Raw genomic sequence first — 15767 nt, 5'->3', positions numbered from 1 at the left:
ACCTACTGGTGAACAGTTACGGTATTGTCCACTTCCCCTATGCTGAGACAGTCTAAAATGGACGGGAAATCAATTTTTTGTCCTTTATTTACTATATACATAATAATTGTTCGGCAGATCTGAGTCTCAATTTATCAAAAAATAAAGTTGTAATGCTATGAATATAATGATCTCTAAAGTAGTGTGATAAATGCAGCTGATTGATAAGCTGTATTTATTGAGTAATTTACCATTAAAGGAATAGGATATGAATATTGATGATGTGATGAATGATTTTTTCAACGAAGAATTAACTCCTGCTGCTGTAATGGATGATGCACGTCTGAGCTTCATTTCATTTCAATCGTCAGAGGGTTAAATTTTAAATGGAGCCGCTCTTGAATATAACGATAATCAGACCGCCAATGGCAGATAAATATAATTGTATTGCCACGTATGAAGATCCAATTATATCCTACTTATTGGGCTTTATTGAAAGGAACATAAAAGAAAATATATCTTTTAATGTTGTCGATTTTGTACTTAATCCTGAGCATGAAGAAAGTGATTATTTATCTTGTGATAGTGACTTTTATATTGTAGCTATCAGAGAAAAGGGAGCGGCTCCGCATTATGGGATGAGGTTGGTTCAAAATATATTAAGAAAAAGAAAGGATTCAAAAGTTATTGTCTATGGACAAGTATCAACAATAGATACTAAGTTTACTGGCATTGGAAGCGAAAATGTCATTACGGTTATTCATGATGAAAAATCGTTAGTTAAGCTTTTAGGTTTGACATTTAAAACAGAAAAGAAATATAGCTATGAAACCTGTAGTATTTCTTTGCCTTATTATAAATCTTCAATTGTAAATGAAGATAAAAAAAGACTGTTTGTTGCGGCGATTGAGACGACCAGGGGTTGTCTTTTTAATTGTGATTTTTGCTTTATAAATAACTCTAATGTGTATGAAAAGAAATGGATGGTTAGAAATAATGACCAAATAGTTCATGATATTGACACTTATTATAATGACGGTATTAGGAAGTTTTTGTTTTTTGATTTAGAGTTTTTGGGGCCATCTAAACGACATCATAGGGAGAAAATTGAATTATTGAAAACAATAAGTAAACGATTTCCTGATATTAAATACATGATCTACTCAAGAGCTGACACGTTAATTAAATTTAATCAGTTTGATTTACTGAAAGACAGTGGTTTGTATAATGTATATCTAGGTGCTGAGTCTTTCTTTGAAGAAGATCTTATAGCATTAAAGAAAGACATAAAACCATTAGAAATTTCACGCTGTGTTACAAAGCTTCTAGATTTAAACATTGGTGTTTTCTTAAGCATGATACCATTCAATAGAAATTCAACGACGGTGTCTATTAGGCATAACGTGGATACTATTGCTAAGCTGCTTAAGCATAAATTTGCAGCATCTTTGAGAATTCAGACGTTTCTTGTGAATGCAGAGCATAGTTGGGGTAATAAAGGATTAGAAAAATATAAATTCTCAGACAAGACATATACAAACTGGACAATGTATATGCAGGCTCATACGTCACCTAAATTTGCTTTCGACAGCAACCTAGAACCTCTGATAGAACTGTTCAGAACATTGGCTTATGAAAATGAAAAAAAAAGTACTGAACTTAACCTTACGTATCAAAAACTAAAGGATGAAGATAAGAAAAAGGTAGAGGTTTGGTTCGCGAACATCGATAAGTTTAGTGTTTTTTGTGCATCCTATTTCCTTGAACAATTTGAGAAAGGAAATTTATTTTTAAGTGAGGGTTCTATTCGAAATAACCAAATTGATTTGTTCAAGATGGTTTATTCATTTAACTGTAAAGTCCTTCCTATGCATCTTTCTGAGTGTTGTACAAAAAGTGAGACCATCTCTGACGTCGATTGTGAGCCAATTAAGTTAGGTGATCATGGATTTGATATCGCTATCCCGCCCATAAACGAAGTCATCCAAAGATTTAAGAAATTGTAGGTGAAAAATGAATGTTTTGGGGACAATAAATTCAAATAATATCAAAATTAAATACTACACTCTTATAGGACTTTATCGCTTCGTTGTGACTATGAAATTTCCTATACTGACTCTTTTCCTGCTTGGAGAAGGGTTTAGTATTGTGCAAATTGGCATGGGATATACAATCATGTCAATTACTGTATTTTGCAGTGATGTACCTTTAGGCATTCTTGCTGATAAAATTAATAAAAAAATTGTATTTATTTTAGGTATATTGATTGAGTCTTTATCTTCCATTCTGTTTAAATTTAGTGATCGATTTGAAATAATGATAATTTCATTCATTTTATGGGGGATTGGGATTTCTAATTTTTCAGGGGTTTTGCAGGGCTGGATTGTAAATAGCAGCAATAAGTTAAAGTTACAGATAAATCAGTCTAAAGTTTTTAGTAATGCAAGAGTTGTATCAAACTTGGCAACATTTTTGGGTATGGTAATAAGCGCTGTTATAACCACTAAGTATGGATTTGATACGGTGTTTTATATTATGTTTGCATTTCTATTGTTTTATGCGCTTCTTTCATTTTTAATTATTGATTATTATTCTGAAAATAAAGAAGATGAAGTAAAACATTCCAAAAGTGAATATATGGGTTTTCTGTTTGATAAAAACTTTATATTTATATTGTTTTTTAATGCCGTTTTAGGTTTTGTATACAGTGGTTATGCAGTGATATGGATGCCGATATTTGAAATTTACATTAATTTAGAATTTGGAGAAGGATTAGTAAATAATACAGTGGTGTATGGCTTATCATATTTAGTTAGTGGTCTATCCTTGATTTACATAATAAATATTTCAGTAAGTATAATTCCAGATTTAACAAAAAGAATATTTTATCTCAGAGCGTTGTTTTCTATTAGTTTTTTGTTGATGGGTATATTTGTTGATAATACATTTCTTTTGGTTTTATTTACTTTTTGTATGTTTATATTTGGTGATTTGGAATATGGTTCACTTAGTGAAATGAATAATTCTTTTTTTAGTGATTCAAATAGAGTGTTTGGGTTATCTGTACTATCAAGTTTTGAAAGATTGCTTTCCAGTATGGGAGCATTTGTTATTACTATTATTTATGAATCATATTCAGCAACTCCTACGTTAATGATAATGGGAATTGTAGCATTTTTTCCATTGTTTTTATTACCTATATTCAGGAAATCAAATAACCAAAACTTAGAGTCTATTGTTAATGAAAAACATTAATTCATTATATTTACAGAATGCCGATCTGTACAATGCAATTTCAAACGATAGGGATTTTTGTTTGCAAACTGAAACGTTAATTAAAACTACGTCGAGTAATTGTAAGAGGGTGGTAGAGTTATTTTCTGGTCAGGGAATGCATGGTTTAGAGCTTAGAAAAATGGGTTTTGATTGTGTTGCTGTTGATAGTTCATTAGATATGAAGCGCAGTGCTATAGATGCTGGAAACTATGATGATAACTCTTATATTATTGGCACTCTACCATTCTTCCAAGTACCCCAGAATTTTAGTAATTTTGATGCTTTCTTTTTACTTCGTTATTCGTGTGGATATTTGAATATACTCGAGTTCAATGAATTAATTTTGCAGTGCAAATCAGCTGCTAATAAAGGTGCATCACTTTTTATTGAGTCTCACTCAATGGATACAATTTACCAGGGGTTTCAGAATTTATCGATAGTGACAAGAACTACGTCTTTGGGTAATGATGATGTTTCTTGCAGTTGGCCAAGTGAGCAACCCGTGTTTGATCCCTATTCACATACAGCAAACTTAAAAGTCAGTATACGTGTTAATAATGACATTGTAAATTACATATCTAGAGAAAACTTTCATTCGTTCGAGTTGATTCAATTTTTGGCTATTAAAAACGGTTTGAAAATTACACACCATAGTTCCCCTGATTATAGTAAAGCTTTCCCTGGCTCTATTATTTCACAAATATTTTTTTAGGAGTTTGTATGCATGATTTTAGTAAGCCGATCTTTGGAAGCACAGTAACCGTTTGTCTTGTTGATGAGTTTCGAGATGAGTTTCTTTTATCTGGCGCTAAAAATGTTGCTGATAAATATGATATTACTTTATTGATATTGGATAGCGTAAATGATATTGATACTGTGTCTATTAATACAGAGATAGTGCATTTTATATTTAGACTAAAGAGTTCTTTTAGCCCAGATATCATTTCTAGTATTTTGTTCACTTTGCCTACAGCGTATAAATCGATTTCTGTAGCCTTTTCTTATGAGGATGAAAGTCATGCTGCTTGCTATCAAGATCTAATTGAGAAAGAGAAAGTAATGCGAGAAGCTAGTTTAGACTGCTTTAATATTATGCGACCTGACACCTATTATCAGGGCCATTTCACTGTCTCGCCGCTTAAGCTGGTGGATAATATAATATGTGACACGATTAGAGTAAAATATACGCCAGTTTGCATTTCATCTGAATCGGTTGCTGACACTTTACCTGATGAAGTTAAGAAGTTTTTTTATAGAGCAGCTGAATTATATGATTCATATAATATGTTTCACAGGTCTTATACTGATGGGTATTTTTCTATAAAGTTTGAAGGGGTTGTTTATATCACGGCTACAAAAACGCGAAAAGATAAGAATCTTTCTTTAGACAGGGTCTCAGTCATCCATAGTTATTGTCAACGGGATAATTTACTTCATTATTCGGGTGCGTTTGTTCCATCATCTGATTCTGTTGAGGCTATGATTGTATATCAAAACTCTAATGCTGTTGAGTTAATTCATACACATGACAGTCGTAGATTTACAAGAAACCCTAATGCAACTATGTTTCCCAGAATTGAGCCAATTGAATATGGAACTGTAGAGCTTGGGTATAAAATAGTCGAATCTATTAGTGACAATGAATCCAATCTTATCATCATGGAAGAGCATGGAGAGGTGTTTATCGGATTTAACCATTCAGATTGTACTTCTGCACAAGCCATTGTAGAGGCAATATCTGTTCTAGAGTTACCTCTTGTAGTCTAGCTAGACAGGGATCGTAACCGTTCACCAGTCCCCCATTGACAGCCTCTGAAGTGTGACCAATAGCACTGGATCTACAATTTTCTGTTGAGTGATCCTTTTGAGGCTTCATGCTGAAAGCATGAAAAAGAAAAAATCCAAATTTGCAGCGCACCCGCCCGTTGCCTCAGATGTCCATGAAGCGAATGCAATCATTAAAGAGTTGTGGGCGCAGCTTCGTGAATATGAAGATAAACTCAAAACCAGTTGCTCTAACTCATCAAAGCCGCCTTCAGCCGATGGACCCAAAGAGCGAGCTGAACGAAAAAAGCTCAAAGCTCTGGTGGTCGCAATCCGAGAGGAGCTAAACCGGGTCACACAGGGCATCAACGACAACGCTCCACACTAAAGGAAACAGACGCAGTTGCGGAGTGCTGGCCTGAGGCGCACTGCCCTTGTAGTGGTGAATCGGAGATGGTTTATCACAAAAGGCCCTTTTATCGTCATCAGGTCCATGAAATACCCAAGCCCAGCGTAGAGATTACGTAATACCAGCTTTACTCAGGGCAGTGCCTACATTGCAAAGAAGTGAGCAGGGCCCGCTTACCTGAAGGAACGCCGCAAGGCATCATGGGCCCAAACCTGCTCAGCTACACCGCCGTTCTGGCCGGGCAGTCTCACCTGAGTGTCCGTAAAATCCAATCGCTGCTCAAAGACCAATTGGGCACCACATTTTCCATCGGAACCATCAGCGAAGCACAAACTAAAGTGGCTTCAATGCTGACACCTCTGCATCAGGCTGTTCGGGACAGTATCCAAAAAGCGCCTCTGGTACATATCGATGAAACCTCTCACCCGAGAAACGATGAGTCCAGCCTGCGTTGGTGTTGATTGGCGACCAGTGATGACCTAGTTTACGAGAAAATCCTGTACTCACGTTCAAGCCACTCAGCATAAGTTATCCTGGGCGATGAATACTCCGGCGTTGTCGTCAGTGACCAGTGCCCGAGTTATAACTGGATACCACAGAGCCGACGCCAGCTCTGCTGGTCTCATATCAAGCGAAACCTGCAGCAAATCGCAGATTACAGTGGCGGTGGGTATACCGCCAGAGTTGGGCGTCATCTGACTCTTGTCACCAGCGCTATCTTTAGAACTCGTCATCACTTCGAACAGAATGCGCTACGTTATGAGCAATACATCCGCCGGATGTAGCGGCTTCAAAAAGGGTGCGACTACTGGCTAGAGAAAGGTCGGTCGATTGTTGTTCAAAGGTATAAAGGTCGCTGCGAAAAACTGGAGCAGTATCGGCAAAGCTTGTGGCTGTTCCTAAAACATGAATCCATCCCGCTTACCAATAATGAAGCTGAACGGCGAATACGTGGCAGCGTTATTCAACGCAAAATCAGCTTTGGTACCACCTCAGATGCCGGTGATAAGTTCAGAGGCCGAATGCACACGTTGGTAGAAACCTGCAAGAAACGTGGGCTATCAAGCCTGTCGTACAGGCGGTCTCGGCTCGTCAACCATACCCAAACGCTCTTGGTCTGTAGGCAAAAGTCAATTACCTACTGGTGAACGGTTACTGGACAAGCCTCCCCAGAGTTTGTGCTTGAAGCCGTTCGAACGGGTCAGTGCCATGTTGGCGGCAATGTCGACCAAAGCCGCGAGCACCACAAAGCCGAAGGACAGGGTAAAGAACTGACTCATGATCGGCTCCTTGCTGAGGTTGAGTGCGGTATTGAAGACTTAGCCTGGGTGGCACGGCAGTCTGGCTGCGCTTCACCCAACGTCACCATTACAATACCTGCCACGGCTAAACCCAGGCCAAGCAGTTCCTGACTGTTCAAATCGGCCTTGAACACCAGCAGTGACACCAGAGTGATCAGGGTAATACCCAGCCCCTCCCATATCGCATACGCTACACCTATGGCAATTCTCTTCGCCGCCAGCGACAGGAAGTAATAAGACACAGTGATCAATAGATACATGACCGCATAACCCCAGAGTGCGTCTTGCTGGCCGAGCAGATTCATGGTGCTGGTACCGGCGACTTCAGAAGCGATAGCCAGTAGCAGAAAGATTCGTGCAAGAAACATCATTCACCTTTAAATGAACTTAATTAAATGCATAACATTGAAGGACATGAAATCCCGCCAGCAGGGAGAAAAACGCTGAAACCGTACTTTTGTTGACTGTGCAGTAAAATGTTATGGAGTAAGGCTAGAGTAGCCCGCGATATTCGGCCTGGACAGGTAATTGAGATATTCATTTTTGAATATCTCTTGGTCGTTCAGAGCGGGTGTTTGAACAGGTTCTTTACAATACGATGTAAATGCTGGTGCATCGGGTGATTTCTGTTGGTCTGCAAAAAACCGCCTGAGATAACAAAGTCGCTGAATTCCCGGTTGACGGCAGGCATAGGGTAAGCCACCAGATCCGGAAAAAGCCGGATGGAGCTTTTGCTGGCGTACATGATGGCATCGGTATTGAGCAGCATCTCGGCTGCGACGCGTAAACTGTAGGTTTTGAGCAGTACGTTCGGCTGATAGCCCATGCGCTGATATTCAGACTCCACGGTACACAAAGGATTGTACGAAGCGGGGGACGGCAGAGACACAATCGGCAATTGCGCGACCGCCTCCCAGTCGTTGCTGTCTTTATCCAGCGACAGGCTCGGGTGGTTATGCCGGGCCAGTATCATCCGCTTTTCCGTAAACAGTGGGCGCATATAGATGTCGTTCGACAGCTCGGTTTCCTGATCCAGAATGCAGTAATCATGCATGCCTTCGAGCATTTCACCCTGGCTGTTATTGTTCCAGCTGGAAAAGGAAAACGTCGCGCGGGGAAAGGCCTGGTAACAGCCGCTCAGCAGGCGCGCTCCCTGCTCGTCGAGCAGATACGGATCGATGACCAGCGAGAGCTGGCCGTCATACGCCAGGGCACTGAAATCCTCAAACTCGTGCAACACCTTGGCAATGGGCGCCAGGATGTTGTCGAACTCTTCGGCTAAGCGCAGCGCCATCGGAGAGGGCTCCACACCGTGCGGCTTGCGCACGAACAGCGGGTCGTTGAACGTGGTCTTTAATCTGGCCACACCACGGCTGGCACTGGGCTGAGAGATCCCGAGCTGTGCCGCCGCGACTTTAATACTCTTATGATCAACCACCGCCTTGAGCAAGCGCATAAGATTGAGATCCAGTGTATCGAGCTGATGGGCCATGCAGACACCTGATAGATCAACAGAAAAAGTGATTTGATGATTGTAATGGGTTGCGGCGTTCTGGTCACGGTGACAATCCGGCTGGCGTTATTTTGGCACCAGAAAGTGCGGTGAGTGGCTGTGATATTGAGCGCAAAACAAGATAAATAGTTGTATTGCCAGCAGCAACTGTGAATTTGCCGGCTGTTTACGACATAATGCCAAATGCGCATAACCGGCGTACTGCTTAAAATAGGGCCATTTTTGATCCCAACGGTGCTTTCTTCATGTCGTCCGATATCAAACCGACCAAACGTTTTGTCAAAGCCGCTTATCAGCCACTGGATGAGCGAATTTACAGCTCTAAACCTGAACCGGTTCCAGAGACAGAGCCTGTACCTGAATATGCCTATTCTGTGGCATTTGCTTGCCGGCCGGCGCTGTACCGACAATACGTCAAACCTTATCTGTCGCTGCAATTAAATCAGTCTGAGCAAGAAGGCCCGCTCACGCAATGGTCAGAGAAAGCGCAGGGCCAGCATACTCATGTGTCGTGCGAAGTCAGGAAGGATGAAGAGAAGTCACTCAGGGTGAAGTGGCGAACCAGTCCTTCGGTAACTCTGGGAGTGGATGCTGTCCTGCCGCACGACAAGTCTGCCGCAGTGATTCAGGAAGCCTTTGTGCCTGTTCGCCCGGCGATTCAGATGGGAGAGCAACTGGGCCTGCCGACCAAAGGCTACCTCTATCACTTTCTGGCAGGCAAACTGATCAGCGAATACCGTTGTATGGGGGAAACCTATCCGCGTTTTCAGGTTACCCAGAGCCGTGCGGAGGCCATGTATCCTGAGCCCGCGATTGATCAACCGCTCGAATTCATCCTTGCCCTCTGGCAGCGAAACGGCCAGACGGTTCAGGATCAATACCTGCTCTATAGTCAGGAAGCACTGACTGACGATGCCATTAACAGTGTCGATACCGCCTTTCTGGATCAACATGGTGTGAAGCTGGACATGCAGCAGATTATCCCGCTGACAGAAAATGGCGGGCAACGTAAAAAGCACACCGTGGTTGAGGGAGAGACCTTATCCGGTATCGCAGACCATTATCAGATGACGCTGGAATCATTGTTGTCACTCAATCCATTCTGGCGTGATAACAAAACACACCTGAGCATTGGCAGTCAGGTTTACCTTGAGTCGGTGGGGATTTACACCCATGGTCAGGACACACGTTACCCGGCTTCTGCAATGATGCTGGGAGACGGCGTTTTCGCCATCAGCAATCAGTCGCAGGGCTGGGTCGACTTTCCTGTGGTGAAAGTGGCTGAAGCGGAAGCAGGTCAGTTTACGGCCCTTTCCCCGGTGCGTTACGCCATTGATGCACGTAACGAAAAAGGACAGGGCTTGCACCCCGTTCAGGACACAGAGGTGTTTTCCGGGGGGATTTTTCAGTCAGCAGAGATACCCTACACCCTGCGTCAGATCCGTGACGGCTGGCTGTATGCGCTGCATCCGCTGCCAGAATCGGAAGCGTGGCAGCTGGAAGAATACAAGATTGAGCAGGGGGAGTTTCGCCGGGTAGAAGGCCACACGGCGCAAGCACGCGCAAAGGCGGAGCCTCAGCAGCCGAAAAGCGATATTCTCTGCGCCACGGCGAGTCCGTATTACCTGGCCTATTCCGTGAAGCGCTGGACAGATCGTATCTGCGATTTTTATCTCACCGATGCACAGGCCCGCGACAACTGGCTGCGCAAAGTCGATCTGAATGAATCGGGTCAGCATACTCATCGCGCTGATGTCGCCACGGTGGAATGTGCTGTTGCCGATGTGAACGTCGAAGGGCTGGATCCTTTTGCCGGAACCTGCGCGCCGCTGACAGGTGAGCCCGGCAAACCGAACGATTTTATTCATGTCCCGCCGAAAAAGACACTGGCCAGTTACACCTATCAGGCACCGTCAGCACACGGACAGCAGATAGTGGCTCTGGACGATCCGCTGGCCGACCTGAGCGATCTCTATCTTGCCCTGCTGGAGCCGGTACTGACCACCACGCCCGATGAGCAAACCCACCGCAAAGTGGTGCTGGCAGAAGCCATTCGCTCCATGGTTCGGGTGTCGATCCCGCAAGATAAAATGCCGGTAATCCAGCCGGAACAGTGGCTTGATTTTGAAAGCGCACTGGATACCTGTCTGGAATATCAGTATCAGATACCCGTACTGCATACGGGACCAGATAATACTTTGTCAGCCAGGCTTGAGCTGCTTAACCAATACAAACAGGCCAGTCTCAAGGCGCAGGCCAAGCTGGAAGCCATGGGCTTTTTCGGGGTTGAAGACTATGTGCAGGAATATACCGAACGTCGAAAAGCCCACTCACAGGTAAACTGGGACGGGCTGGATACCTTTTATAAAGCCTATCTGGCGTCGCAGGCGGGCGCGTATGCGGCGATCCCCGGCGCCTTTGACCGGCTGTTAGCCGCCTTGCCCACACTGGGTACTGAGCCGATGCGTCTCGGGCTGGACATGCTGTACAGCGATCACATGGCTTATCTGATGGAACTCTTCGGGGAGATCCTGCCTGCACTCAACAGCAGCGCCAGCGATGACGCCATGCAGCAGAAGCTGGCCGAGGCGCTGGTGCAGGAGACACCGGATAACCTGATGGCACTGGCCACCTCATTTTTCTCGGCGGAGTTCTATACCAAAGCCGATGAACTGGTGAAAGAAAGCGATGTGCTTGATCTGCAGCGTGAGTCTGTCCCTGTGACAGGTGTGGTCGCCGGTCTTAACAGCGTGCTGGGTTTTGGGCTGGGGACAGAATCGGCACTTTACCAAAAAACCTTATCCATGACGGTGCCGCTGGGCGGTTTGATTGACAGTGCCATTGAAGCGGTGAAAAAAACGGCAGGCATGGGATTCCAGAAGGGGTATTTTACCTATTTAGGGATCACCATGAAAAAAGGCGGCTTTCGCGGTGGCTTCAATGTCGCGGCGATGACCTGGAGTCTGGAACAGATCTCTCAGGGCAAAATCGGTCTGAATCCGGCGTTTGAGCAGACCCGTCAGGCCTTCCGTCAGCGCTTTAGCGGTGCGGTCTCAGAGTGGCAGTCGCTGGATGAACAGCTCAGGCGGATGCCTGCTGACTCACCCAAGCGGGCAGCGCTGGAACTGAAGCAGCAGAAAATGGAAACCCGTGTCGCCCGGATGGTCACCGAGGCACCTGGGGTATACGACAGTTTCAACGGCGCAAAATTGCAGGCGTTCAACAGTATTCTGGACAGGGCCAATCAGGGGTTCAGTCGGCTCGGCCGGCTCGATTTTATTGTGGCGTTTCTTAATGCTATTAACGTGGTCGCCCAACAATACGCAGTGGAAGAGACGCTGGCCTCCACACCCAATGCCGACGTGAATACCCAGCGCCATGTGGTGGGTTTCAGCACCGCCTGGCTGATGCATGCCACCAGTGAGATCTTCCGCGGACTGGCATTTGATAGGGTGAAGCAGCATCCAGATTTACTAAAAAAGAAAATAAATGAACTAGCTCGCAAGGGAGCTAATTCGGAAGCTCAATTACTGGCCAAAAGCTATCTTCAGCGCTCCATGCTGGCTGGCATGCTGGGCGTTGTCGCGGCGGGGTGGGAGGCCTATATAACCTGGCAGGATGCTGAGAAAGCTGATTTCATGTTTGAACAAACATTACTCAAGCTTAAAGCGGCAATTCTTGCCGGACAAGGAATAGCTTGGGGAGGGTTGGCGTTAAATAGTGTGTTGGGCTCAGCGAACAGATTAGCAATCGGAGTGGTGCTGCAAGGCTGGATGGTTACGGCCTGGTTCTGGCTGGGGATCGCTTATCTGGTGGTCTCGGTGATCATCAATGCCCTGCAGAAATCACCGCTGGAAAGCTGGCTGCGCAACAGTGTCTGGGGGGAAGAGCCCAAAGGTGACTGGACTGCAGAAACTGAATATCAGGCGCTGCTGCAAATTCTCAATCAGCCGAAAATTGAGGCGGTTGTCAAAAGTGCTAAGCAACTACCGGGCAAAGTTGCCTCCCCTTATGCGCCTTTGCCGTATACCTTTCAGCAGCAGTTGAGGCTCACTTTTCCGCAGCAACGACCCGGGCAGCGTATTGATGTCGGCGTTACTGTCTCTGGGTTGCGGGAGCGGGAAGTCTACGAAGGGTACTACAAAACCACCAAAGTTGACGCTTTTACCTGTCAGCTGACCGAGCAGGATATCGCCCGGGGCGGCTGGGAATTTGATGAACACAAGGGGCCGACGCTGGTGCTGGATATTCCTATCTGGGTCGAGCGTATTGATACCATCAGGGTGTTTGCCGTGGTGAACAACCACAACCCCTTTGCCGAATCACAACAGACGGCACAGTATTATAAACATCAGGTGCATCCGCAGCTCCAGGCACAATCGGATGTGATGAAAGATGGCCAGGCAAGCGATATGCTAGGCCATCAACTGATTTCAGTAAACATAGAGGACGTATGACTTCAACAGTACCTATACCCGAATACACGGAAGAGTATAAACAACAGCAGCACCAGCAAATACTGGAGGCTGAGGTGGTGCATGAATGGGAGTGTGTCTTGCGAACCAAAGTTAAGCTTTTAAGCACGTTAATACTGGGTGGGCTGGGAGGTGGGTTTGTCGGAGTAACTAACTACTTTCATCCAGATCTCGTCGCGCTGCTTTTATGCGGGGGAATGGTATTAATTTTTCTGCCAATTATTTATTTTTTGTTTAATGCCGACTACGACTACAAAGGCCAAATCACTCCCAAAGGCATCATTGTTCAGCAAACAGAACGGGTGCCGGAGATCTTCTACAAGGCAACGCGGGGAATGGCCTATATCGGCATTGTAGTGTGCGTGATTGCCACCCTGATGGTCGGGCCGCTGGCCTTTGTCGGCGCAGGGGCTTTTGCTTTGATGTCGTTTAAGATGACGGGCTTTCATAAAAAGGTCGAAATTGAGGTTATTCCATTCATTTTAAGCCATCAATATGAATATGAAGGACGAGAACAAGACCCAATCTATCAGTACTCAGTTTTTGCTTACTATTATGATGTGCTCGATTTTGAGAGAAATAATAATCTTGAATATTGGGTGAAGATCTATTGTCAAGTAGAACAATTCCCTGAGGTAGACAAGATTATTCGTCAGTATATTGATGTAACAAAAGAGAGGGAATGCTTTGGTGAAGCACGGTAAGGATATCGAATCATGGTGACAACAGTATCTTTACCCGAATACACGGAAGAGTATAAGCACCAACAACACCAGCAAGTACTGGAGGCTAAGGTGGTGCATGAATGGGAGTGTGTCTTGCGAACCAAAGTTAAGCTTTTAAGCACGTTAATACTGGGTGGGCTGGGAGGTGGGTTTGTCGGAGTAACTAACTACTTTCATCCAGATCTCGTCGCGCTGCTTTTATGCGGGGGAATGGTATTAATTTTTCTGCCAATTATTTATTTTTTGTTTAATGCCGACTACGACTACAAAGGTCAAATCACCCCCAAAGGCATCATTGTTCAGAAAACAGAACGGGTACCGGAAATCTTCTACAAGGCAACGCGGGGCATGGCCTATATCGGCATTGTAGTGTGCGTGATTGCCACCCTGATGGTCGGGCCGCTGGCCTTTGTCGGCGCAGGAGCTTTTGCCTTGCTGTCGTTCAAAATGACGGGGTTTCATAAAAAAGCTCAAACTGAGGTCATTCCATTTGTTCGAGACAAACAATACCGCTACATGGGGTACGAATCATTTTATCAATACACAGTGTGTACCCATGGGTATGGCGTGGAAGAATTTTTAAGAACTCCGATTCATGGTGTCTATGAAGTTGCATTTAGTTGTACTGATGAGCAATTGCCAGAGTTAGACAAAATAATACGCCAGTATATTGATGTGGCGAAAGAAACTGAAAGCTGCGGTTAATACCGGTAAGATTATAGCAATATGACCACAACAGTATCTTTACCCGAATACACGGAAGAGTATAAACAGCGCGACATGTTGTAACAGCGCTGAGGTGACGTGGACATAAAAAGACCAGCAATTCCGCTGGTCTTTTGTATGTTAATGCTGAACGTGATCCTGCAGATCAACGCATGGTAACAAACTCTTCCGAGCCGGTTGGGTGGATGGCAACCACGCTGTCGAAATCGGCTTTGGTGGCGCCCATCTTCATGGCAACGCCGAAGCCCTGGATCATTTCGTCCACGGTATAGCCAATGCCGTGCAGGCCGACCACAGTTTCTTCCGGACCGGCGCAGACCAGTTTCATCTTACAAGGCTGGCGGTGGCTGGTGACGGCTGTGTACATGGCCGTAAAGCCGGACTGGTACACTTTCACATTCTCTTCGCCGTACTGGGCGATGGCTTCCTGCTCTGTCAGGCCAATAGTGCCGATTGGCGGATGGCTGAAGACCACGGTTGGCACCAGTTTGTAGTCCATTTTGGCGTCTGGCTTGTTGTTGAACAGGCGCTCAGACAACTGACGGCCGGCTTTGACGGCCACAGGAGTCAGCTCGATGCCGCCGTCCATGATGTCGCCGACACAGTAGATGCCAGGCACATTGGTCTGCTGAAATTCATCGACCTTGATGTAGCCTTTGCCTGTGGTTTCCACACCGGTCGCGTTCAGGTTGATTTTGTGCGTCACAGGGTTGCGGCCGATGGCCCAGATCAGCAGGTCGGTATTGTGTGATTCGCCGTTTTCAAAATGCAGCGTGGTGGTGCCATCGGCTTCTTTCACCACTTCTTTGGGCACTGAGTGGGTGTGCAGGGTCGGGCCTTCGTTGTTCATGACTTCGACCAGGGTGTCGACAATCATGGGATCGAAGCTGCGCAGCGGCGATTCTTTACGTACGAACAGGTGGGTATCTGTACCCAGCGCGCTCAGCACACCGGCGATTTCGACTGCGATGTAACCGGCGCCGATAACAGCAGTACGCTTAGGCTGCTCGGTCAGCTCGAAGAAACCGTTTGAGTCGATACCGTGCTCTGCACCCGGAATGTCCGGGATGGTTGGCTCACCGCCAACGGCAATCAGAATATGATCGGCAGTGAAATGCTGGCCGTTCACTTCCACGGTTTTGGCATCTACGAATTTGGCAAAGCCGTTGATCACTTCAATCTTGTTCTTGCCCAGCACGTTATCGTAGGCCTGATGGATGCGGCCGATATAGGCTTCGCGACTTTCCACCAGGGTTGCCCAGTTGAAGTTTTTCACGTCCACGTCAAAGCCGTAATCTTTGGCATACAGATGCATGGCTTCTGCAATCTGAGCGCCGTGCCACATCACTTTTTTCGGTACACAACCGACGTTGACACAGGTGCCGCCCAGGGCTTTGGCTTCAATCAGCGCGACTTTTGCGCCGTACATTGCCGCGCGGTTAGCTGATGCAATCCCGCCGCTGCCGCCACCAATACAGATGTAATCAAAATGCGTTGCCATGACTGTTCTCTCTATGCTGTGAAATCTTAGCTGGACGACAGTGTATACCTAAGTCGCCTTCAGATGCTAGGTTCGGCGAAACTGACGTCTTTGCCGTG

At 45.5% G+C, this 15767-nt stretch carries 10 protein-coding genes and 2 pseudogenes; 8 read left to right on the top strand and 4 right to left on the bottom strand.

The genetic code is table 11. The annotated features are described in order from the left end of the window. Window positions 1-404 precede the first annotated feature (404 nt). The 5 genes and pseudogenes from KCG43_RS09905 (at window position 405) to KCG43_RS09885 (ending at window position 6551) form a co-directional block, all read left to right on the top strand. A complete protein-coding gene (locus KCG43_RS09905) occupies window positions 405-1985 on the top strand; it encodes a radical SAM protein (RefSeq protein WP_218384580.1) in 1581 nt (526 codons plus the stop codon). Window positions 1986-1992: 7 nt separating this feature from the next. Then, window positions 1993-3234, top strand: a complete 1242-nt coding sequence (locus tag KCG43_RS09900; protein WP_218384577.1) for an MFS transporter — start codon at window positions 1993-1995, stop codon at window positions 3232-3234. A gap of 61 nt (window positions 3235-3295) precedes the next feature. Beyond that, the gene (locus tag KCG43_RS09895) at window positions 3296-3967 is read left to right on the top strand and encodes a hypothetical protein (RefSeq protein WP_218384574.1); all 672 of its coding nucleotides are present in this window, start codon (window positions 3296-3298) and stop codon (window positions 3965-3967) included. A gap of 8 nt (window positions 3968-3975) precedes the next feature. Beyond that, window positions 3976-5022, top strand: a complete 1047-nt coding sequence (locus tag KCG43_RS09890) for a hypothetical protein (protein WP_218384572.1) — start codon at window positions 3976-3978, stop codon at window positions 5020-5022. A 118-nt stretch (window positions 5023-5140) separates the two neighbouring features. After that, a pseudogene (locus KCG43_RS09885) lies at window positions 5141-6551 on the top strand (IS66 family transposase). 43 nt (window positions 6552-6594) lie between these two features. On the opposite strand, the pseudogene KCG43_RS09880 reads toward KCG43_RS09885, so the two are convergent. The 3 genes and pseudogenes from KCG43_RS09880 to KCG43_RS09870 all read right to left on the bottom strand — a co-directional run. Next, window positions 6595-6708, bottom strand: a pseudogene (locus tag KCG43_RS09880) (ligand-binding protein SH3); the annotation flags it as partial. Then, window positions 6705-7097 carry an SMR family transporter gene (locus tag KCG43_RS09875; RefSeq protein WP_218384620.1) on the bottom strand — a complete coding sequence of 131 codons (393 nt, stop codon included), beginning with the start codon at window positions 7095-7097 and terminating at the stop codon, window positions 6705-6707. The pseudogene KCG43_RS09880 and the gene KCG43_RS09875, both read right to left, overlap by 4 nt. Before the next feature lie 194 nt (window positions 7098-7291). Next, window positions 7292-8221 carry a LysR family transcriptional regulator gene (locus KCG43_RS09870; RefSeq protein WP_218384570.1) on the bottom strand — a complete coding sequence of 310 codons (930 nt, stop codon included), beginning with the start codon at window positions 8219-8221 and terminating at the stop codon, window positions 7292-7294. 266 nt (window positions 8222-8487) lie between these two features. On the opposite strand from KCG43_RS09870, the gene KCG43_RS09865 reads away from it, so the two are divergent. From KCG43_RS09865 to KCG43_RS09855, 3 genes are read left to right on the top strand one after another with little or no spacing between them, the layout of a single operon-like run. After that, window positions 8488-12699, top strand: coding sequence for a toxin VasX (locus tag KCG43_RS09865; protein WP_218384567.1), 4212 nt, complete (start codon window positions 8488-8490; stop codon window positions 12697-12699). Then, the gene (locus KCG43_RS09860; RefSeq protein ID WP_218384565.1) at window positions 12696-13421 is read left to right on the top strand and encodes a hypothetical protein; all 726 of its coding nucleotides are present in this window, start codon (window positions 12696-12698) and stop codon (window positions 13419-13421) included. The genes KCG43_RS09865 and KCG43_RS09860 overlap by 4 nt, the downstream gene beginning before the upstream one ends. 12 nt (window positions 13422-13433) lie before the next feature. Further along, window positions 13434-14147: a hypothetical protein gene (locus KCG43_RS09855; RefSeq protein WP_218384563.1), complete on the top strand. Its 714-nt coding sequence runs from the start codon at window positions 13434-13436 to the stop codon at window positions 14145-14147. 166 nt (window positions 14148-14313) lie between these two features. Here KCG43_RS09855 and gorA read toward each other — a convergent pair whose 3' ends face one another. Next, window positions 14314-15669 carry a glutathione-disulfide reductase gene (gene gorA, locus KCG43_RS09850; protein WP_218384561.1) on the bottom strand — a complete coding sequence of 452 codons (1356 nt, stop codon included), beginning with the start codon at window positions 15667-15669 and terminating at the stop codon, window positions 14314-14316. Between the last annotated feature and the right edge of the window lie 98 nt (window positions 15670-15767).

Source organism: Photobacterium sp. WH24 (genome assembly GCF_019204055.1).
In the GTDB taxonomy this organism is placed as follows: domain Bacteria; phylum Pseudomonadota; class Gammaproteobacteria; order Enterobacterales; family Vibrionaceae; genus Photobacterium; species Photobacterium arenosum.
This window is presented reverse-complemented; position numbering and strand designations above follow the sequence as displayed.